The 20,267-nt window shown below is 69.9% G+C and carries 16 protein-coding genes and 1 tRNA gene; 9 read left to right on the forward strand and 8 right to left on the reverse strand.

Translation table 11 applies throughout. The features are described from left to right. Window positions 1-42: 42 nt before the first annotated feature. The 4 genes from ACGFQ9_RS26345 to ACGFQ9_RS26360 all read left to right on the forward strand — a co-directional run bounded on the left by ACGFQ9_RS26345 (window position 43) and on the right by ACGFQ9_RS26360 (window position 6,798). Entirely contained in the window at window positions 43-426 is a 384-nt protein-coding gene (locus ACGFQ9_RS26345) for a chorismate mutase (RefSeq protein ID WP_393577027.1), read from the forward strand. Between the two features lie 138 nt (window positions 427-564). Next, entirely contained in the window at window positions 565-3,066 is a 2,502-nt protein-coding gene (gene pepN, locus ACGFQ9_RS26350) for an aminopeptidase N (RefSeq protein WP_393577028.1), read from the forward strand. An 895-nt stretch (window positions 3,067-3,961) separates the two neighbouring features. Next, entirely contained in the window at window positions 3,962-5,404 is a 1,443-nt protein-coding gene (locus ACGFQ9_RS26355; RefSeq protein WP_393577029.1) for a pyridoxal phosphate-dependent decarboxylase family protein, read from the forward strand. Further along, the gene (locus tag ACGFQ9_RS26360; protein ID WP_393577031.1) at window positions 5,401-6,798 is read left to right on the forward strand and encodes a lysine N(6)-hydroxylase/L-ornithine N(5)-oxygenase family protein; all 1,398 of its coding nucleotides are present in this window, start codon (window positions 5,401-5,403) and stop codon (window positions 6,796-6,798) included. The genes ACGFQ9_RS26355 and ACGFQ9_RS26360 overlap by 4 nt, the downstream gene beginning before the upstream one ends. Window positions 6,799-6,801: 3 nt before the next feature. Here ACGFQ9_RS26360 and ACGFQ9_RS26365 read toward each other — a convergent pair whose 3' ends face one another. Beyond that, window positions 6,802-8,604 (reverse strand): bifunctional metallophosphatase/5'-nucleotidase, encoded by a 1,803-nt coding sequence (locus tag ACGFQ9_RS26365; protein WP_393577033.1) that lies wholly within the window; start codon window positions 8,602-8,604, stop codon window positions 6,802-6,804. Between the two features lie 103 nt (window positions 8,605-8,707). Here ACGFQ9_RS26365 and ACGFQ9_RS26370 point away from each other — a divergent pair, with 103 nt between their 5' ends. Then, window positions 8,708-9,412, forward strand: a complete 705-nt coding sequence (locus ACGFQ9_RS26370) for an SIMPL domain-containing protein (protein ID WP_393577035.1) — start codon at window positions 8,708-8,710, stop codon at window positions 9,410-9,412. A gap of 147 nt (window positions 9,413-9,559) precedes the next feature. Further along, entirely contained in the window at window positions 9,560-10,987 is a 1,428-nt protein-coding gene (gene pyk, locus ACGFQ9_RS26375; RefSeq protein WP_393577037.1) for a pyruvate kinase, read from the forward strand. 153 nt (window positions 10,988-11,140) lie between these two features. Here the strand turns inward: pyk and ACGFQ9_RS26380 are convergent, their stop codons facing one another. Beyond that, window positions 11,141-11,713, reverse strand: a complete 573-nt coding sequence (locus ACGFQ9_RS26380) for an RBBP9/YdeN family alpha/beta hydrolase (RefSeq protein ID WP_393577038.1) — start codon at window positions 11,711-11,713, stop codon at window positions 11,141-11,143. Window positions 11,714-11,796: 83 nt separating this feature from the next. On the opposite strand from ACGFQ9_RS26380, the gene ACGFQ9_RS26385 reads away from it, so the two are divergent. Continuing rightward, window positions 11,797-12,420 carry a TetR/AcrR family transcriptional regulator gene (locus tag ACGFQ9_RS26385; RefSeq protein WP_393577040.1) on the forward strand — a complete coding sequence of 208 codons (624 nt, stop codon included), beginning with the start codon at window positions 11,797-11,799 and terminating at the stop codon, window positions 12,418-12,420. Window positions 12,421-12,454: 34 nt separating this feature from the next. Continuing rightward, on the forward strand, window positions 12,455-12,913 hold the full coding sequence (locus ACGFQ9_RS26390; protein WP_393577042.1) for a MarR family transcriptional regulator: 459 nt from the start codon (window positions 12,455-12,457) through the stop codon (window positions 12,911-12,913). A gap of 324 nt (window positions 12,914-13,237) precedes the next feature. Here the strand turns inward: ACGFQ9_RS26390 and ACGFQ9_RS26395 are convergent. After that, window positions 13,238-13,311: transfer RNA gene (locus tag ACGFQ9_RS26395), tRNA-Leu, on the reverse strand. A 97-nt stretch (window positions 13,312-13,408) separates the two neighbouring features. Between ACGFQ9_RS26395 and ACGFQ9_RS26400 the strand changes: the two genes are divergently transcribed. Continuing rightward, entirely contained in the window at window positions 13,409-14,065 is a 657-nt protein-coding gene (locus ACGFQ9_RS26400; protein WP_393577044.1) for an ANTAR domain-containing response regulator, read from the forward strand. Window positions 14,066-14,153: 88 nt separating this feature from the next. On the opposite strand, the gene ACGFQ9_RS26405 is transcribed toward ACGFQ9_RS26400, so the two are convergent. The 5 genes from ACGFQ9_RS26405 to ACGFQ9_RS26425 all read right to left on the reverse strand — a co-directional run bounded on the left by ACGFQ9_RS26405 (window position 14,154) and on the right by ACGFQ9_RS26425 (window position 20,009). Further along, the gene (locus tag ACGFQ9_RS26405; RefSeq protein WP_393577045.1) at window positions 14,154-14,870 is read right to left on the reverse strand and encodes an ABC transporter ATP-binding protein; all 717 of its coding nucleotides are present in this window, start codon (window positions 14,868-14,870) and stop codon (window positions 14,154-14,156) included. Next, complete coding sequence (locus ACGFQ9_RS26410; RefSeq protein ID WP_393577047.1) at window positions 14,867-15,964, reverse strand: ABC transporter ATP-binding protein; 1,098 nt, start codon at window positions 15,962-15,964, stop codon at window positions 14,867-14,869. Before ACGFQ9_RS26410 ends, ACGFQ9_RS26405 begins: the two co-directional genes overlap by 4 nt. 4 nt (window positions 15,965-15,968) lie before the next feature. Next, on the reverse strand, window positions 15,969-17,690 hold the full coding sequence (locus ACGFQ9_RS26415) for a branched-chain amino acid ABC transporter permease (RefSeq protein ID WP_393577049.1): 1,722 nt from the start codon (window positions 17,688-17,690) through the stop codon (window positions 15,969-15,971). Between the two features lie 5 nt (window positions 17,691-17,695). Continuing rightward, on the reverse strand, window positions 17,696-18,628 hold the full coding sequence (locus ACGFQ9_RS26420) for a branched-chain amino acid ABC transporter permease (protein WP_393577051.1): 933 nt from the start codon (window positions 18,626-18,628) through the stop codon (window positions 17,696-17,698). A 148-nt stretch (window positions 18,629-18,776) separates the two neighbouring features. After that, window positions 18,777-20,009 (reverse strand): branched-chain amino acid ABC transporter substrate-binding protein, encoded by a 1,233-nt coding sequence (locus ACGFQ9_RS26425; RefSeq protein WP_393577053.1) that lies wholly within the window; start codon window positions 20,007-20,009, stop codon window positions 18,777-18,779. Window positions 20,010-20,267: the final 258 nt, after the last annotated feature.

Here is a 20,267-nt window from a genome sequence, read left to right on the forward strand (position 1 = left end):
CCCCGAGGAAACCTCCCACCCCGCCACGTAAGCTCAATGACCATGAACGCCAGCGACATCGACGAGAACGTCCCCGGGAACGCCCCCGCCGACGACGTGATCGCCGAAGCCCTCACCGCCGAGGACCCCACCGCCCAGGCGGTCGCCGCCGAGCTCACCCGCCTCCGCGACAGCATCGACAACATCGACGCGGCCGTCGTCTACATGCTCGCCGAACGCTTCAAGTGCACCCAGCAGGTCGGTCACCTCAAGGCCCGCCACCAGCTGCCCCCCGCAGACCCCGGCCGCGAGTCCCGCCAGATCGCCCGCCTCCGCCAGCTCGCCGAGAACGCCAAGCTCGACCCGGCCTTCGCCGAGAAGCTCCTCAATTTCATCATCGCCGAGGTCATCCGCCACCACGAGACCATCGCCGCGGCCGAAGACTGACCCCGCCGGGCGCTTCCCCGGCTGACGCCGCCGCCCGCTTCGCCGGCTGACCCCGCCGCCCGCTTCCCCGGCTGACCCCGCCGCGCAATTCCCCGGCAGCCCCTGGGGCAAAACCGCCAGGTGAGGCAGCATGGCCCCATGCCCGTACTGACGCGCGACGAAGCGCAGACCCGCGCCCGCCTCCTCGACGTCCACCGCTACACGGTCACACTCGACCTCACCGGCGGCGACGACACCTTCGACTCCACCACCCTCATCCGCTTCACCACACGCACAGCGGGTGACACCTTCGTCGAACTGAAACCCGAGGATCTGCGCTCCGCCACCCTCGACGGCCACCCCGTCGACCCGGCCGCGCTCACCGACAACCGGCTCCCCCTCACCGGCCTCACCGAGGGCAGCCACGAGCTCCGCGTCGACACCCGGATGCGCTACTCCCGCACCGGCGAGGGCATGCACCGCTTCACCGACCCCGCCGACGGCCGGACGTACGTCTACACCCAGATGTTCATGGACGACGTCCAGCGCGTCTTCGCGGCCTTCGACCAGCCCGACCTCAAGGCCGTCTTCGAGTTCACCGTCACCGCACCCGCCGACTGGACCGTCCTCGCCAACGGCATCGCCGAACGCACCGGCACCCGCGACACCGACGGCGCCGGCATCTGGCAGACCGCCGCCACCCCCGTCATCTCCACCTACCTCGCCGCCGTCGCCGCAGGCCCCTGGCACTCGGTGACCACCGAACACGCCGGCCTCCCCTTCGGCATCCACTGCCGGCAGTCCCTCGCACCCCACATGGACGCCGACGCCGACGAGATCCTCACCGTCACCCGGCAGTGCTTCGACCGCTACCAGGAGAAGTTCACCGAGCCGTACCCCTTTGACTCCTACGACCAGGCGTTCGTCCCCGAATTCAACGCCGGCGCCATGGAGAACCCCGGCCTGGTCACCTTCCGCGACGAGTTCATCTACCGCTCCGCCGTCACCGACACCGAACGCCAGACCCGCGCCATGGTCATCTCCCACGAGATGGCCCACATGTGGTTCGGCGACCTCGTCACCCTCCGCTGGTGGGACGACATCTGGCTGAACGAGTCCTTCGCCGAATACATGGGCTACCAGACCGCCGCCGAAGCCACCCGCTTCACCGACACCTGGACCGAGTTCGCCGTCGCCCGCAAGGCCTGGGGCTACGACGCGGACCAGCGCCCCTCCACCCACCCCGTCGCCCCGGACCCCGACGGCGTCCCCGACACCGCCTCGGCCCTCCTCAACTTCGACGGCATCTCCTACGCCAAGGGCGCCTCCGCCCTCCGTCAGCTCGTCGCCTGGCTCGGCGAGACCGACTTCCTGGCCGGCATCAACACCCACTTCGCCCGCCACAAGTTCGCCAACGCCTCCCTCGCCGACTTCGTCGACTCCCTCGCCGCCCACACCGACCGCGACGTCCACGCCTGGGCCGACACCTGGCTGCGCACCACCGGCATCGACACCCTCAGGCCCGCCGTCCAGGAGAGCCCCGGCGGCTGGACCCTCACCGTCGACCGCACCGGCAGCCGCCCTCACCACATCGTGGCCGGCCTCTACGACCGCGCGGCCGACGGCACCCTCGAACTCCGCGAACACCTTCCCCTCGACATCCCCTCCGACGAGGTCGTCTCCGTCACCGGACCGCGTCCCGCCCTCCTCCTCCTCAACGACGGCGACATCAGCTACGCCAAGGTCCGCCTCGACGAGACCTCCGGGGAAGCGGCGATCCGAGGCCTCTCCAGCATCCCCTCCCCGCTCACCCGGGCCGTCGTCTGGAACGCCCTCCGCGACATGGTCCGCGACGGCGAACTCGACCCCGCCTCCTACCTGGAGACCGCCCACGTGCACCTCCCCGAGGAGACCGACCTCGCCATCGTGCAGGGCGTCCTCGGCTTCGCCCGCAACCAGATCGCCGACCGCTACGTCCCGGCCGGGGACCGCGCCGCCGCCCTCACCCTCATCACCTCGGTGACCCGCGCCCTGATCCGCCGCACCGAGGACGGCTCCGACCCCGGCATGCGCCTGGCCGCCGTACGCACCTACATCGACAGCGCCACCCAGCCCGACACCATCGCCGCCTGGCTCGCCGACGGCACCGTCACCGGCGGCCCCGAACTCGACCCCGAACTGCGCTGGCGCATCCTCGCCCGCCTCGCCGTCCTCGGCGCGGTCGGCGACCCCGAGATCGCCGCGGAACTCGCCGCCGACCCCAGCGCCAGCGGCCAGGAAGGCGCCGCCCGCTGCCGGGCCGCCCTGCCCGACCCGGAGGCCAAGGCCACCGCCTGGCAGCGCATGTTCCACGACGAGACCCTCTCCAACTACCTCTTCTCCGCCACCGCCCAGGGCTTCTGGCAGCCTGAACAGGCCGAACTGGTCCGGGGCTACGTCACCCGCTTCTACGAGGACGCCGTCGCCGTCGCGGCCCGCCGCGGCCCGGCCATCGCCGAAGCGGCCGGCCGCTACGCGTTCCCGGCTCACGCCGTCGACGAGGACAACCTCCAGGCCGGCCGGGCCTGCCTCAAGTCGGACGACCTCATCCCCCTCCTCCGCCGCAAACTCGTCGACCAGCTCGACGACCTGGCCCGCGCGATCCGCGTCCGCGAGGCGTGACCCGGCGGGTCCGGGGTGGCTTCGGGTCCGGGACGTCATGCTGCCGGGCCGAGACCGGCCCGGGGTGAGGTCGGCTTCGGGTCCGGCACGTCGGGCTGCCGGGCGGGGCCGGGGCCCGGGCCAGGGCGGGGCTTCGGGTGCGGGGGCCGGGGGCTCCGGCTGGGGGTGTCCGGGACGGCATGATTTACGGCGCGCTGAGCGGGATCCGGCTGCTGAGCGGGGGCGCGCCACAAATCACGCTTGAGTGTCCCGGACACCCCCAGCCTCCACCCCCGTCCCCCTCCGGTACCCCGCGTGAGTGGGGGCAGGCGCGCTACCGCGGTGTGGGCAGGCGTCCCGCAGGGCGATGGGGGTGCCCCCTGCTCGAGCGGAGTCGAGAGCTTGGGGGAGGGTGGGCACACCGGGACACCGCCGCGCAACGTCCGTACCCCGCCCAACCCGAAGCCCCGCTCACGGGGCCCGGGGCCGGCCCCGGCTCACGGGACCCGGGGCGCAGCTCCGGCTCACGGGCCGCGGGGCCCAGCCCCACAGTGGGGTCGGGGCGGAGCCCGGACGGGGGCCGGGGCGCAGCCCCGGTTTCGGGATGGGGGTCCCCCCGGACGAAGTCTGGGGGAGGGCGGGGTGGGGGAGAGGGTGCCGCGCAGCGGGGGAGCCGGAGCCCCGCTGGGTTCGGGGCCGGCTTCGTTCAGGGGGCTCGGGGCTTCGCCCCGCTCATGGGGGTCGGGGCCTCGCCCCGCTCAAGGGGCGAGGCGCCGACCCGAACGGGGTCGGGCGGAGCCATGCCACGGCGAGGCGCGGCGCGCTCCGGCCCGAAGCGGGGGTTACCGCAGGCGGGGTCCGCTCGTTGGGCTGGCCGGGTGGCGCACCGGCCACCCGGCCAGCACCCGAGGACCCCATGCCCGCGCAGCCCGCCCCCGGCACCGACCCCGCCCCCGGTAAGGGCACCGGCACCGCCCTCCCGCCCCTCGCCGGCGGAGCCGACGGCGCCACCGCCCTGCGCCCCCTCCTCGACACCGTCCTCGCCGCCCTGCAGCAAGGCGCAGCCGCCCGCCGCGGCCCCCTGCCCTCCGGCGGCCCCGAAGCAGTCACCGCCCGAGTGCGGGCCGCGCTGAACGACCCCGGCGTACTGCCGGAACAGGGCACCGGCCCCACGGAAGCCCTGACCACCCTGGTCCGCCTCCTCGCGGAAGGCGCCGCCGACCCCGCCGACCCCCGCTGCGCCGCCCACCTGCACACCCCGCCGCTGGCCCTCGCCACCGCCGCCGACCTGGCCGCCTCCGCCCTCAACCCGTCCCTCGACTCCTGGGACCAGGCCCCCGCCGCATCGGCGCTCGAAGCCCACCTCACCCGCGCCCTCGCCGCCGGCCTCTACCCCGGGCGCGCGGGCGCCGACGCCGTCGTCACCACCGGCGGCACCGAGTCCAACCAGGTCGCCGTCCTCCTCGCCCGCGAACGCCACACCCGACCCGTACAGGTCCTCCACGGCGCCAACGCCCACCACTCCATCCCCCGCGCGGCCTGGCTCCTCGGCCTCCCCCCGGCCATCGCCCTGCCCACCCCGGGCGGCATCCTCGACCCCGCCGCCCTCGACGAAGCCCTCAGCAGCCTCACCGGGCCCGTCCTCGTCACGGCCACCGCCGGCACCACCGACGCCGGACTCATCGACCCGCTCCCCGCCCTCGCCGACACCTGCGACAGGCACCACGCCGACCTCCACGTCGACGCCGCATACGGCGGACTCCTCGCCCTCAGCGGCAACCCCCGCCACCGAGCCCTCCTCACCGGCCTCGAACGTGCCCGCTCCCTCACCCTCGACCTGCACAAACTCGGCTGGCAACCCGTCGCCGCCGGCCTCCTCGCCGTCCCCGACGCCGCCCTCCTCACCCCCCTCGGCCACCAGGCCGACTACCTCAACCCCGCCGACGACACCGAAGCCGGCCTCCCCGACCTCCTCGGCCGTTCCCTCCGCACCACCCGCCGCGCCGACGCCCTGAAGATCGCCGCCACCTTCCGCGCCCTCGGCCGCGACGGCCTCACCCAGCTCCTCGACCGAACCCTCGAAGCCGCCCACCGGCTCGCCACACTCCTCGAAGCCCACCCCCGCTTCGAACTCCACGCTGCGCCCACCCTCAGCACAGTCCTCTTCCGCCCCACCGGCACCACCGACGAAGACCTCGCCGCCCTCCGCCGCACCCTCCTGCACGGCGGCCACGCCGTCCTCGGCCGCGCCACCGCGGCCGGGCGCCTCTGGCTCAAGGCCACCCTGCTCAACCCCCACACCACGCAGGCAGACCTCCACGCCCTCGTGACCCTCCTGGAAGGCAGCACCCACCGATGACCGCCCAGCTCGATGCACCCCACGACCTCGTCGGAATCGGCATCGGCCCCTGCAACCTCGCCCTGGCCGCCCTGGCCGACGGCACCCCCGGCGGCCTCGCCACCGCCTTCTACGACCAGGCCCGCGACTTCCACTGGCACCCCGGCCTGCTCCTCGACGGCGCCACCCTCCAAGTCCCCTTCCTCGCCGACCTCGTCACCCTCGCCGACCCCACCAGCCCCTGGACGTTCCTCAACTACCTCAAGCACAAGGAACGCCTCTTCCCCTTCTACTTCGCCGAGCGGTTCCACATCCACCGCGCCGAATACGACGCCTACTGCCGCTGGGTCGCCGGCCGCCTCCCCGGACTCCACTTCGGCCACCAGGTCGACGCCGTCCGCTGGAACCCCGAACGCGACCTCTTCGAAATCGACTACACCCAACTCGACGCCGACGGCGAAGCCGAAGCCCTCGGCCGCACCCACACCCGCCACCTCGCGCTCGGCATCGGCACCGCCCCCAACATCCCCGAACCCCTCCGCCCCCTCGCCGACGCCCCCACCGTTCCCGTCATCCACTCCGCCGACTACCTCGACAACCGCGCGCGCATCCTCGCCGCCGAACACGTCACCGTCATCGGCTCCGGCCAGTCGGGCGCCGAAATCTTCCTCGACCTCCTCCGCGCCCGCCCCACCGGCCGCGAACGCCTCCACTGGCTCGCCAGAACCCCCGCCTTCGCCCCCATGGAGTACTCCAAGCTCGGCCTGGAACACTTCACCCCCGACTACACCCGCTTCTTCCACGCCCTGCCCGAACCCGTCCGCGACCACCTCGTCCCCGCCCAATGGCAGCTCCACAAGGGCATCGACGCCACCACCATCGCCGCCATCCACGACGAGCTCTACCGGCGCACCCTCCACGGCGGCTGGCCCGACACCGTCCTCACCCCCGGAGTCACCGTCCGCACCGCCGGCCGCCTCGCCACCACCAAAGTCGAACTCCACCTCGAACACACCCAGCAAGGCACCCGCTCCCGCCTCACCACCGACGCCGTCGTCCTCGCCACCGGCTACAAGGAACGCCCCCTCGACGCACTCCTCGCCGGCCTGGGCCCCTACCTCCGCAAGGACTCCGCCGGCCGCCCCCGCATCGACGAACACCACCGCATGGTCCTCGACCCCGCCATCACCGGATCCGTCTTCGTCCAGAACGGCGAACGCCACACCCACGGCGTCGGCGCCCCCGACCTCGGCCTCGCCGCCTGGCGCGCCGCCACCATCCTCAACACCCTCACCGGCAAGAACCCCTACCCCCAGCCGGCCCGCACCGCCTTCACCACCTTCGGGCTCGACCAGCGGGAACACACCCGCCCCCACATCCCGGGCGACCTGCTCCCGCTGGTCGAACAACCCTGATGGCTACACGAACACAGGCACACCCGCCCGCGTCAGCCGCCAGTCCACCGAAGCGAACTGCGCCGGGTCCACCGTCCCCTTCGCCTTCACCCACGAAATGATCGTGTTGCGGATCTCATCCGAGTTCGCCCACAGCTGCCGGGCACCGGGCACGTGCGGGAAGTTGCCGCCACCCGCAGCCCGGTAGTTGTTCACCGCCAGCACGAACTGCGCCGCCGGATCCACCGGCTTCCCCTGGAACGACAGCCCCACGATCCGCGAACCCGCCGGCTGCGCGATGTCGATCTCGTACGACAACCCGTACAGGGCGTCGTAGTTGTAATCCGGCGTGCCCTCCGCGTTCGTCAGCTTCGCCGGATCCACCACATCACCCGGCGCGGTCCGCACGTAGTACTTCGCCGAGTACTCCAGATAGTCCTTGAGCTGCGCACCCGTCAGGAGTCGTGCCTCCAGGGTGTTCTCGAACGGATACAGACCCGCAGCATCCCGGATCGTCACCTGACCGGCCGGGATCACCGCCGACCGCGAGAAACACGAAGCCTGCGACAACACCGGCAGCGCCGCCCACTCCGTACCCGCCAGCGCCCCCCTCACCGTGTCCGCCTGCACATGGTTGATCAGATCGATGATCGGCACGTCCTTCACCGGACCCTCCACCGAGGACATCGCCTGCGTCGAGGTGCCGATGACCTGGTTCACATACGCGACCACCTTGCGGTGCTCGTCACCCAGCAGCCGGGTGATCTTCGGGTCCTCCTCCACCTCGTTCGAGTTCAGCACCTTCGCCGACACCGACGACACCGTCCAACGGCCCCGCTCCCAGGTCAGCCCGAAGTCGAACAGCGTCAGCCGCTGCCCCCACTTCAGCGGCTCCGACAGCACCACGTCCTTGCCGGTCGCCTTGTTCTTCACCCGGTACTCCGGGATCTCCGTGTGCGCGTGCCCCACCAGGATCGCGTCGATCCCCGGCACCTGCTCCGCCACCAGACCCGCCGCGTTCTCGATGTACGGCAGCTGATCCCCGTACGAGGACGTACCACTCGACCCCGAGTGCGCCGAGACGATCACCACGTCCGCACCCATCGACCGCAGCCGCGGCACGTACTTCGCCGCCTGCTCCTCCAGACCCGGGAACGTCATCTTCCCCTGGACGTTCTGCTTGTCCCAGATCGCGATGCCCGGGTTCGTCAGACCCAGCACCGCCACCTTCACGTCCCGACCACACGGCGTCCGCAGCCGGTGCATGCTGTACGGCGGGAACGCCGGCAGCAGCGACTTCGCGTCCAGCGCGTTCGCACCCAGCAGCGGGAAGTCACACTGCTCCTCGAACTTCCGCAGCACCGGTATGCCGTAGTTGAACTCGTGGTTCCCCAGCGCCGCCGCGTCGTACCCGATCGCGTTCATCGCCTGCGCCATCGGATGCACCGGCCCGCGCCGGGCCGTGATCGGATCCACCTTCGCGTAGTAGTACGACAGCTGCGTGCCCTGGATCGTGTCACCCGCATCGATCAGCAGGGTGTTGCCCCGGCCCTTCTCCGCACGCACCCGCTCCACCAGCGTGGAGATCTTCGCCAGACCGACGTCGTTGTGCGCCTTGTCGTCGAACTCCTTGTCCGTGAAATAGTCCCAGTTGAAGACATTCCCGTGCAGATCGGTCGTCCCCATCACGGTGAACGCGTACGTCCGCGGCTTCGCGGCCCGCTGCGACTCCACGGCGGCAGCCGGGGAGCCCGTGGCCCCCGCCAGCGCCACGGCCGCACCGGTAGCGGCCGAAGTGCCCAGAAACGTCCTACGGTCGAACGCCATGCCATCTCCCCTTTGAGGCTCATCAGTGAGGCGTCGTCAGTGAGGCGTGAACAACGCGCGTAGATTCTGCCCCCGAACGGGCGACGGTGCGAGAGTGACCTTCATGACTCTGGACACGGCACCCCAGCCCTACGGAACCCCCGAAGTGCCCCGCGTCGCCGTACGGGGAGAAGCACGCCTCGAAGTCGACCCCGAAATCGCCCGCATCGGCATCACCGTCAGCGCCCGCGGCACCGACCGGCGCACCGCCCTCGAAGACCTCACCCGACGCAACAACACCGTCCTCGAACTCATCAAGAGCTACGGCGACCCCGTCGAAAAAGTCGAAACCGGCGCCTTCTCCATCACCCCCGAACTCACCCGCCACGGCCGCGGCGAACGCATCCGCGCCTACCACGGCCGCGTCCACATCACCGCCGAACTCAACGACTTCACCACCCTCGGCGAACTCACCACCCGGCTCGCCGACCTCGAACTCACCCGCGTCGACGGCCCCTGGTGGGCACTCCGCCCCGACTCCCCGGCCCACGGCCAGGCCCGCCGCCAAGCCGTCCTCGAAGCCGTCCAACGCGCCCGCGAATACGCCGAAGCCCTCGGCGCCCGCCTCGCCGCCCTCGTCGAACTCGCCGACCTCGGAGCCGAGGACGCAACCCCCTACCCGCCCCGACCCGGCGGCGCCGGCATGCGCACCATGGCCTTCGCCGCCGCCGAAGAAGCAGCCGCCCCACCCCTCGACCTCGAACCCCAGCGCCAGACCGTCTACGCCCAGGTCAACGCACGCTTCACCATGACCCCGCCACAGCTCTGAAAAACCCCACCCGAACCCACCCCCGGGGGTGCTCATCAGAGCACCCCCGCGCCCATTCAACAATTGTCAACAAGCTTTCGCCCAAAGGTTGTTGGGCGGACACCCGCACCCCATTTCCTACCCCCCGGTAGGGCATACGCTCGGCTCATGCGCCGAGCGAAAATCGTATGTACCCTGGGCCCCGCCACCGACTCATACGACCAGATCAAAGCCCTGGTCGAAGCCGGAATGGACATCGCCCGCCTCAACCTCAGCCACGGCACCTACGCCGAACACGAGGAGCGCTACCAGCGCGTACGCAAAGCATCCGACGAAGCCGGCCGCAGCGTCGGCGTCCTCGCCGACCTTCAAGGCCCGAAGATCCGCCTCGGCCGCTTCCTCGAAGGCCCCGTACTCCTTGAACGCGGCGACGAATTCACCATCACCGTCGAAGACACCGAAGGCGACCGCCACACCTGCGGCACCACCTACAAGGGCCTCGCCGCCGACGTCACCACCGGCGAACGCATCCTCGTCGACGACGGCCGCGTCACCCTCGAAGTCACCGCCATCGACGGCCCCCGCGTCCACACCACCGTCATCGAAGGCGGCATGGTCTCCGACCACAAAGGCCTCAACCTCCCCGGCGTCGCAGTCTCCGTCCCCGCCCTCTCCGACAAGGACATCGACGACCTCCGCTGGGCCCTCCGCACCGGCGCCGACGTCATCGCCCTCTCCTTCGTCCGCAACGGCCGCGACATCGAAGACGTCCACCGCATCATGGACGAAGAAGGCCGTCGCCTCCCCGTCATCGCCAAGATCGAAAAGCCTCAGGCCGTCGACAACATCGACGAAATCGTCGCCGCCTTCGACGGCATCATGGTCGCCCGCGGCGACCTCGGCGTCGAAATGCCCCTGGAACAAGTGCCCATCGTCCAAAAGCGCGCCGTCAAACTCGCCAAGCGCAACGCCAAACCCGTCATCGTCGCCACCCAGATGCTCGACTCGATGATCGACAACTCCCGCCCCACCCGCGCCGAAGCCTCCGACGTCGCCAACGCCATCATCGACGGCACCGACGCCGTCATGCTTTCGGGCGAAACCAGCGTCGGCAAATACCCCATCGAAACCGTCCGCACCATGTCCCGCATCGTCGAAGCCGCCGAAGAGGACATCCTCGCCAAGGGCCTCCCCCCACTCACCGACCGCAACAAGCCCCGCACCCAAGGCGGCGCCGTCGCCCGAGCCGCCGCCGAAATGGGCGACTTCCTCGGCGCCAAATTCCTCGTCGCCTTCACCCAGAGCGGAGACACCGTCCGCCGGCTCTCCCGCTACCGCTCACCCATCCCCCTCCTCGCCTTCACCCCCGACCCCGCCACCCGCTCCCAGCTCAACCTCACCTGGGGCGTCGAAACCTTCCTCGGCCCCCACGTCGACTCCACCGACGCCATGGTCGCCCAGGTCGACGAAGAACTCCTCCGCATCGGCCGCTGCGCCCCCGGCGACACCGTCGTCATCACCGCCGGCTCCCCGCCCGGCGTCCCCGGCTCCACCAACCTCGTCCGCGTCCACCACATCGGCGACGCCGTCCGCTGACCCACCGGACCCCGGCACACCTGGCCACCCCGGCCATCCGGCCCCACCTCCCCCCGGCGAACCCGGGACCATGCGGGGCCGGGGGCCGACGGCCGGACCCGGGCCAGGATCAGCCCGGGACCTGGACCGGGGCCGGGCGGCCCGCGCCGCCTGCTACAGCACCTCGCGTATCAGACGCACCGCCTCGGGCAGCTCCAACCGGCTCTCACCCGTACTCGGAAAATGCCCGCCCGACGCCGTCACCGTCGCCGTCGCCCCCAACTCCGTCACGAACCGCATCACATGCTCCGCCGTCCGCGCACCCGTGACCGGATCATCCGCCGCATGCAGCACCCGGAACTCCCGCGCCGCCGCACGAATCCGCACCCAGTCGAACTCCGGCTCGAAGAACGCCGCCAGCGCGTCATACCCCACCTCGCCGGACATCGACGCCACGAACACCACCCCGGCGAACGGCCCCTCCGCCTCCGTGTCGTGCCGCTGCAGCAACCGCAGCACATTCACCCCGCCCAGACTGTGCCCCACCAGCACCGTCTCCCCGGCGGGCGCACCCCCGGCCTCCGCCTCCAGCGCCTTCAGCCAGACATCCGCCTCCGGCGCGAACGGCTCCGGGAAGTCCGGCACCCGCACCTCGTGCCCCCCGGCCGACAGCTCACCCGCCACCGAGCCGTACCAGTGCTCACCACCGGCCATCCCGTACCCGTGATTGATCACGACCTTGCCCATGACTCATCCCCCTTGAGCTCACACAGCAACTAATCGAAACGCTACGCAGCGTTTCGATTTCACGGTAGGGCTATCGTGATCGCGTGTCAACCAACCCGGAAAAGTCACACAACCGGCCCCGCACCGGAGGCCGCCACCGCAACGAAGACGCCCACCACTCCGTCCTCGAAGCCACCACCGCACTTCTCCTCGAGAACGGCTACGGCTCACTCACCATCGAAGGCGTCGCCAAACGAGCCGGCGTCGCCAAGAGCACCATCTACCGCTGGTGGAAGACCAAACCCGACCTCGTCATGGACGCCTACGCCCACGAAACCGCCACCCGCGTCCCCGAACCCGACACCGGCACCCTCGCAGGCGACCTCACCACCTTCCTCACCGACCTCTACCGCATCGGCACCGACCCCACCCGCACCAAAGCCCTCACCGGCCTCATGGCCGAAGCCCAACTCGACCCCGCCTTCGCCCAGCCCTTCCGCGCCTGGATCGCCACCCGCCGCGACATCGTCACCAACCTCCTCACCCGCGCCACCACCCGCGGCGAAATCCCCCCCACCACCGACCTCACCCACGCCACCGACCTCGTCTTCGGCCCCTTCTGGTACCGCCTCCTCGCCGGCCACGCCCCCCTCGACCCCGCCGACGCCGAAGCCCATGCCGCCACCCTCCTGCACGGCCTCAAGGCACACTCCACCGAACAGCATTGACCTCAACCCCACTTGAGCCCCTACCGTCCAACCCATGACGATCAAGAACTACCCCCAGGACCAGCTCGCCGCCCAGCCCATCGGCTACTGGAGCGGCGAAACCTACCGACTCGCCGTCGGCGGCCTCCGCGCCGCCCTCGCCGAAGAAGACCTCACCCAACCCCACTGGTGGACCCTCAACCACCTCGCCGGCGCCCCCGCCACCTGGACCCGCCCCGCCCTCACCGCCAGACTCACCAGCTTCGACGACCAGGACACCGACTTCGAAGCCGTCTACGCCGACCTCGCCACCCGCGGCTGGACCACCGAAGCCCCCGACGGCACCCTCACCCTCACCGACGCGGGCGAAGCCGGCCGCGAGCGCGCCCGCGCCCGCAATGCCGCGGTCCACGACCGCATGCACGAGGGCGTCGATCCCACCGACTACGCCGCTGCCCTCAACGTCCTTCGCCGCATCATCCACAACCTCGGCGGCGACGCGGACCTGCCGTAGGACTCGGTACTTCGGTCCGATGCGGGCATCCGTGGCCGCGACGGACGGCAGCCGTCCGTCGCGGATCGGCCCTCGGACGAAATTCCACGGGTGGGCGTCCGCGATGTCCTGCTGCCGGGGCTCAAGCGTGATGTGCCGCCCATGCTTCTTGCATTTGAGGCTGCGCCCCTGAGTGACACGGTTCAGTGCATTGTGGCGAGTGGTGATGTCCTACATGATGCGGACGCTTCTACTGCCCTGAAGTGGGCGCTGGAATTCCGCTCAGGTTCGCTCAATTGAGCTAATGCGGACGATTCTCTCGCGACCTTGGAATCAAAGGAAATGTGCCCCAGGTGGGATTCGAACCCACACTGTCGGTGGTTTGAGCACCGTCTCTCTAACCCTTGGAGTACTGGGGCCTTAGGAATGCAAGGTTTGCAGGGTCCCTGCGCAAGACCACCATACAGGAGCTCGATAGGCTCTTGGGAGCAGTAACGCCCGCAACGAGGAGCCCCCGTGACCGCCCCCGAGACGCCGAACCCCGACGCCGACCAGTCGCACGTTCCCCCGCTGACGACCCGGGTCGTCATCGCCGAGGACGAGGCGCTCATCCGGCTCGACCTGAAAGAGATGCTCGAGGAGGAGGGGTACTCCGTCGTCGGTGAGGCCGGGGACGGGCAGACGGCCGTCGAGCTGGCCCGGGAGCACCAGCCGGACCTGGTGATCCTCGATGTGAAGATGCCCGTGCTCGACGGGATCTCCGCAGCCGAGAAGATCGCCGAGGAGTCCATCGCCCCGGTGCTGATGCTGACCGCGTTCTCGCAGCGCGACCTCGTCGAGCGGGCCCGGGACGCCGGGGCCATGGCGTACCTGGTGAAGCCGTTCAGCAAGAGCGACGTCGTGCCCGCCATCGAGATGGCGGTCTCGCGGTTCTCGGAGCTGAAGGCGCTGGAGAAGGAGGTCGCGGACCTCTCCCAGCGGCTGGAGACGCGGAAGCTGGTGGACCGGGCGAAGAGCGTGCTGCAGACGCAGTACGGGCTGACCGAGCCGGCCGCGTTCCGGTGGATCCAGAAGACCTCCATGGACCGGCGGATGTCCATGCAGCAGGTCGCCGAGGCGGTCATCGAGGACGCCGAGGAGAAGAAGAACGCCGCCAAGCAGCAGCCGCAGTAGCAGCAGCACCAGCGGTAACCCACCGCGCGTACGGCGAAGGGCCCGCCTCCCCCGAGGGAGGCGGGCCCTTCCGTGTGTGGGCGAGGGGTCAGTCCTCGCCGAGGTACGCCTTGCGGACGTCCTCGTTGTGGAGGAGCTCCTGGCCGGTGCCGGAAAGGACGATCTTGCCGATCTCCATCACGTGCGCCTGGTCGGCCAGGGAGAGCGCCGCCTGGGCGTTCTGCTCGACGAGCAGGATCGTGGTGCCGGTCGCCTTGAGTTCGGCGACCGTCGCCATGATCTTCTGCATCATCAGCGGGGAGAGGCCCATGGAGGGCTCGTCCAGCATGAGGAGCTTCGGCTGGGACATGAGGGCGCGCCCCATGGCCAGCATCTGCTGCTCGCCGCCGGAGAGGGTGCCTGCGGCCTGCTTACGGCGTTCGCCCAGGATGGGGAACATGTCGTAGGCGCGCTGGATGTCCTTCTCGATGCCGTCCTTGTCGCTCCGCAGGAACGCGCCGAGCTGGAGGTTCTCGGCGATCGACAGCCGGGGGAAGATGTGGCGTCCCTCGGGGGAGTGGGCGAGGCCCAGGGAGACGATCTTGTGTGCGGGGACGGTGTTGAGCGGCTGGCCGTTGAAGGTGATGTTGCCGGCCTTGGGCTTGATGAGGCCGGAGAGGGTGCGGAGGGTGGTGGTCTTGCCGGCGCCGTTGGTGCCGACGAGGCAGACGATTTCGCCCTCGTTGACCTCGAAGGAGATGCCCTTGACGGCTTCGATCTTGCCGTAGGCGACCTTGAGGTCCTCGACCTTGAGGAGTGCGGTCACTTGGCCTCTCCGTCCGTGCTGGTGGTGCTGTCCGCGTCGGCGGCCTGGGTGGTGGCCTCTTCTGCGGTGTCCTCGGTGGTGTCCTCGGCGTCGGCCGTGGCGGCTTCGGCGTCGGTTGCCTCGGTCTCCGTGGCATCGGCCTCGGCCTCGGGGGCTTCGGTCTCGGCCTCGGCCTCGACCGCAGCCTCCGCAGCCTCCACGACCGCGGAAGCCTCCGCCACGGCCTCGGCGGCGTGTGCCTCGGCCGCTTCGACCTCGGCGGCCTCTTCCGCGCCGGGGGCGCCCTCGAAGGGGGTGCCGAGGTACGCGGCGATGACGCGCTCGTCGCCCTGGACCTCCGCGGCGCTGCCTTCGATGAGCTTCTGGCCCTGGACGAGGCAGGCGACGCGGTCGCAGAGGTTGAAGATGAACCGCATGTCGTGCTCGATGACGAGGACGGCGATGCCCATGTCGCGGATGGCGAAGATGAGCTCTTCCGCGGCGCGGGTTTCCTGCGGGTTCATGCCGGCGGTGGGCTCGTCCAGCAGGATCAGGCCGGGGTCGCTGGCGAGGGCGCGGGCGATCTCCAGCTTGCGCTGCTCGCCGTACGGGAGGTTCTTCGCCAGGTGCTGGGCCTTGTGCTCCAGGCCGATGAACTCCAGGAGTTCCATGGCGCGGGCCTCGCTGGCGGCTTCGGCCTTCTTGAAGCCGGGGCCGCGGAGGAGGGCGGACCAGAGGCCTTCCTTGGTGCGGGTGTGGCGTCCGACGAGGACGTTCTCCAGCACCGTCATGTTGTGGAAGAGCCGGATGTTCTGGAAGGTGCGCGCGATGCCGGCCTGGGTGACCAGGTGGGGCTTGGGCGGCAGGACCGTGCCCTTGTAGCTGACGGTGCCTTCGGTGGGCACGTACAGGCCGGTGAGGCAGTTGAAGAAGGTGGTCTTGCCGGCGCCGTTGGGGCCGATGAGGCCGACGATCTCGCCCGCGTTGACCTTGAGGTCGACGCCCTTGACGGCGGTGAGGCCGCCGAAGCGCATGGTGACGCCGCTGGCTTCGAGGACCGTCTCGCCGGCCGGGGTGGCGGCGGGCTTGGTGGTGGTGTCGGTGGTGGTCGTCATGGTGTCACGCACCCGCCTTGGCCGTTACCGGGCCGGTGGGGGCCTGGTCGGCGGTGTCGTCGTGGTACTCAAGCTTCGCGCGCTTGTTGGCGATGAGGCCCTCGGGGCGGAAGCGCATGAGGAGGATGAGGGCGAGGCCGAAGCCGAGGAGCTGGTAGTCCTGGAGGAACTGCAGCTTCGCCGGGATGAGGAAGAGGAGCGCGGAGCCGAGGATGGGGCCGCGGATGGTGCCCATTCCGCCGAGGATGACGGCGGCGAGGAGGAACGCGGAGTTCGGCGGTACGGGGCCGGCGAAGACGTAGTTCTCGGGGACGACCGTGGTGTTGACGTGGGCCTGGACCGTGCCGGCGAGGCCGGCGAGGGCGGCGCCGAGGGCGAAGGCGATGAGCTTGACGCGGAAGCCGTTGATGCCCATGGCGGTGGCGGCGGTCTCGTCCTCGCGGATGGCGACCCAGGCGCGGCCGATGCGGCTGTTCTGGGCGCGGGCGAAGACGACGATGACCAGGGCCATGACCAGGATCATCAGGAGGTAGTAGTTGGCGTAGGCGCCGAGGGTGACCCCGAGGATGGTGTGGGGCTCGCCGAAGTTGTAGCCGAAGAACTCGAGCTGGGGGATGTTCGGGATGCCGTTGGGGCCGTTGGTGATCTTCGGGCCGGAGGTGCCGTCGAGGTTGCCCATGGCGATGCGGAAGATTTCTCCGAAGCCGAGGGTGACGATGGCGAGGTAGTCGCCGCGGAGGCGCAGGGTGGGTGCGCCGATGACGACGCCGAAGACCAGGGAGGCGGCCATTCCGGCGAGGACGGCGGCCCAGAAGGGGAACTGGACGCCGAAGGCGGAGGAGGCGGCTCCGGAGACCAGGGCGGCGGTGTAGGCGCCGACGCCGAGGAAGGCGACGTAGCCGAGGTCGAGGAGGCCGGCGAGGCCGACGACGATGTTCAGGCCGAGGGCGACGGTCGCGAAGATCAGGATGTTGACCGCGATCAGCGTGTAGGTGTCGCCGCTCTGCTGGATGAACGGGAAGGCGATGGCCGCGGCGAGGGTGGCCATGACGGTCACCTGGCGGTTGTTCGCGGTGATGACCGACATGCGGTCGGCGAGGCCGGACTTGAAGACGGCCAGGGTGCCGAAGGTGACCAGGATCAGGTAGGCGATGAAGAGCTGGGGCTCTTTGTCGTCGGTGTCGATGCCGAAGGTCACCACGTACAGGCCGAGGGCGAAGACCGCGGTGATGATGAGGATTTCGGCCCAGGACGGGAGCTGCTTGGCCGGGGCGGCCTTGCGGGTGTCGTCGGGCAGTTTGTACGCCGCGATGGCCGGGACGGCCGCCGCGATGACGGCGAAGGCGGCGCCGGGCTCGAGGTCCACGAGGGCGCCGAGCTCGACGATGATCGAGATCGCGGTGTAGAGGGTGGCGGCGAAGGTGCCGAGCGCCATGAACCAGGTGGCCTGGCGGGCGCCGGTGGGGGTGAGCCAGCCGAAGCCCTTGATGCCGAGTGCCGAGAGGGCGAAGGCGGTGGTGACGATCGCGCCGACCAGGGTGAGGAGCTGGAGGGGGGCGGGGTAGCCGTAGATCGTCAGGTCGCCGGGGAAGGCGGTGGTCCAGGTCCAGGCGAGGAAGGTGCTGATCGCGGTGGCGAGGCTGCCGCCGATGATCGTGTAGAGGAGTGCGGTGGGCTTGCCGGACGCGGTGGTCTCGGTGGCTGCCTCATAGGTGGTGTCGCTCATGGTTCTCACGCCCTATCCGCGACGCGCTCGCCGAGGAGGCCCTGTGGCCGCACGAGGAGCACGAGGATGAGGAGTACGAAGGCCCAGACGTTGGACCAGGCGCCGCCGCCGAGCTGATCCATGCCGGGGATCTCTTCGATGTAGGCGATGGAGAGGGATTCGGCGATACCGAGGACGACGCCGCCGACCATGGCGCCGTAGATGTTGCCGATGCCGCCGAGGACGGCCGCGGTGAAGGCCTTGAGGCCGAGGATGAAGCCCATCTCGAAGCCGATCTGGCCCCGCTCGAGGCCGTAGGCGACGGCTGCGACGGCGGCGAACGCGGCACCGATGGCGAAGGCCATGACGATGATGCGGTCGGTGTTGATGCCCATGAGCTTGGCGGTGTCCGGGTCCTGCGCGGTGGCCTGCATGGCGCGGCCGCTGCGGCTCTTGGAGACGAACATGCCGAGGCCGAGCATGCACAGCGGGGCGAGGATCAGGATGAAGAGGTCCGCGCGCTGGATGGTCAGGCTGTCGGTGATCTTGAAGGCTTCGCCGGTGAACTCAGGGAAGCTGCGCTTGTCCTTGGCGTTCGGGTAGAAGCCCCAGATGAGCTGCTGGAGGGCGATCGAGAGGCCGATCGCGGTGATGAGGGGGGCGAGCTTGGGCGCTCCGCGCAGGGGGCGGTAGGCGAAGCGTTCGGCTGCGGTTGCGACGGCTACGGAGGCGATCGCGCCACCGATGATCATGAGCGGGATCGCCACCAGGAGCGGGGTTCCCTCAGGGAGCCATATGTAGGTGGTGAGGGCGCCGAAGCCCCCGATCATGAAGATCTCGCCGTGGGCGAAGTTGATGAGCTGGACGATGCCGTAGACCATGGTGTACCCGATGGCGACAAGGCCGTAAAGGGCACCAAGGGCAAGGCCGTTGGCCAGCTGTTGCGGCAGTTCGTGCACCGCAGGGCCTCCGATGAGCGTGTCGGATAAGACTCCGCGCGAGGGCGCTGTTTGCGCCCTCGCGCGGCTTGTTTCTTTGGTCAGTCAGGGGTGGAGCGCGTGGAGCGTCCGGCGTGGCCGGCGGGGGCCGGCCTGCCGTCCGTCGGTGTTACTTGACGGTGTCGCTCTTGACGTCGATCCACTTGCCGCCCTCGACCTTGTAGACCGTGAGCTGCTTGTTGGTGGTGTCGCCGTTCTCGTCGAAGGCGACCTTGCCGGTCACGCCGTCGAAGCTGACCTTGCCGAGGGCCTCGACGACCTTGGCGCGGGCGTCGGTGGGCAGCTTGCCGCCGTTGGCGGCGACGACGGCCTTGACGGCCTGGACGACGGCCCAGCCGGCGTCGTAGGAGTAGCCGCCGTAGGCCGCGTACGGGTCCTTGTAGCCGGCGGCGTTGTAGTCGGCGATGAACTGCTTGGCGGTGGGCAGCTTCTCGACCGGGTAGCCGATGGAGGTGGCGAGGTCACCGTCGTTGGCCTCGGCGGAGGCGGTGATGAAGGCCGGGTCGTAGATGCCGTCGCCGCCCATGGTGGGGATCTTGGCGCCGGTCTTCTTGATCTGGTCGGAGAGCAGGCCGCCCTCGGGGTACTGGCCGCCGAAGTAGACGGCGTCGGCGCCCGAGGACTTGACCTTGTCGGCGGTGGAGGAGAAGTCGGTCTCCTTGACCGTGACGTGGTCGGTGTCGACGATCTGGCCGCCGAGCTTCTTGAACTCCTCGGAGAAGATGGCGGCGAGGCCGGCACCGTAGGTCTGCTTGTCGTCGACGACGAAGACCTTGCGCTTGCCGGCGTCGTTGTAGAGGTACTGGGCGGCGAACTTGCCCTGGACCACATCGGTGGCGGCGGTGCGGAAGTAGGTCTTGAAGGGGCGCTTGAACTCGCCCTTGCCCCAGTTGTCGCCCTGGGAGAGGGCGGGGTTGGTGTTGGCCGGGGAGACCTGGGCGAGGTTGGCGGAGTTGAAGACGCCCTGCATCTGCTGGGCGACACCGGAGTTCAGCGGGCCGACGACGCCGAGAACGTCCTTGTTGCCAACGAGCTTGGTGGCGTTTGCCTGGCCAGAGGCAGGAACTGCCTGGTCGTCAAGGGCTTCGACCTTGAATTCGATGCCCGGGACCTCGTTGTTCTTGTTGGCCGTCTTGGCCGCGAGGTCGACGGAGTTCTTGATGCCCTGGCCGAGGGCGGAAAGCGAGCCGGTCAGAGGGGCGTCGACACCGATGACGACGACGGTCTTGCCGCCGCTCGAATCGTCCTTCTTGCCGCCCTCGTCGCGCGAACCGCAGGCAGTGAGGGTCAGTGCTCCCGTGGTGATCACGGTGGTGAGGACGAGCAGTGAACGGTTGCGCACGATGATTCCTTTCCCTGGCGCGGCCCTCCTCTGATGTGAGGTGCCGTTTGTTCGCCGGGCCGCACCTGGGGGGTACACGGCCGTGCTGAGACGCGCCCGGCGGCGCGGTGACTGGCCGTGACTCTAGGCCCGAGGTGCCGAGCGCGGGGAGCGGGGAAAGGAGGATGTGACTGTCTTGTTATGCCAAGGCCAAGAATGCGTGCCGGGAGTGGGGGCAGAACGGACATTTAGTGGCGGGGGTGAGTGCCCACATTCTGA

The organism is Streptomyces sp. NPDC048603, assembly GCF_043199475.1.
Classification (GTDB): Bacteria; Actinomycetota; Actinomycetes; order Streptomycetales; family Streptomycetaceae; genus Streptomyces.

What these genes read in the sequence shown, in the direction of transcription:
- ACGFQ9_RS26345 (WP_393577027.1), top strand. Translation starts at nt 43, where the DNA reads ATGAACGCCAGCGACATCGACGAGAACGTCCCCGGGAACGCCCCCGCC.
- pepN (WP_393577028.1), top strand. Translation starts at nt 565, where the DNA reads ATGCCCGTACTGACGCGCGACGAAGCGCAGACCCGCGCCCGCCTCCTC.
- ACGFQ9_RS26355 (WP_393577029.1), top strand. Translation starts at nt 3,962, where the DNA reads ATGCCCGCGCAGCCCGCCCCCGGCACCGACCCCGCCCCCGGTAAGGGC.
- ACGFQ9_RS26360 (WP_393577031.1), top strand. Translation starts at nt 5,401, where the DNA reads ATGACCGCCCAGCTCGATGCACCCCACGACCTCGTCGGAATCGGCATC.
- ACGFQ9_RS26365 (WP_393577033.1), bottom strand. Translation starts at nt 8,604, where the DNA reads ATGGCGTTCGACCGTAGGACGTTTCTGGGCACTTCGGCCGCTACCGGT.
- ACGFQ9_RS26370 (WP_393577035.1), top strand. Translation starts at nt 8,708, where the DNA reads ATGACTCTGGACACGGCACCCCAGCCCTACGGAACCCCCGAAGTGCCC.
- pyk (WP_393577037.1), top strand. Translation starts at nt 9,560, where the DNA reads ATGCGCCGAGCGAAAATCGTATGTACCCTGGGCCCCGCCACCGACTCA.
- ACGFQ9_RS26380 (WP_393577038.1), bottom strand. Translation starts at nt 11,713, where the DNA reads ATGGGCAAGGTCGTGATCAATCACGGGTACGGGATGGCCGGTGGTGAG.
- ACGFQ9_RS26390 (WP_393577042.1), top strand. Translation starts at nt 12,455, where the DNA reads ATGACGATCAAGAACTACCCCCAGGACCAGCTCGCCGCCCAGCCCATC.
- ACGFQ9_RS26410 (WP_393577047.1), bottom strand. Translation starts at nt 15,964, where the DNA reads ATGACGACCACCACCGACACCACCACCAAGCCCGCCGCCACCCCGGCC.
- ACGFQ9_RS26415 (WP_393577049.1), bottom strand. Translation starts at nt 17,690, where the DNA reads ATGAGCGACACCACCTATGAGGCAGCCACCGAGACCACCGCGTCCGGC.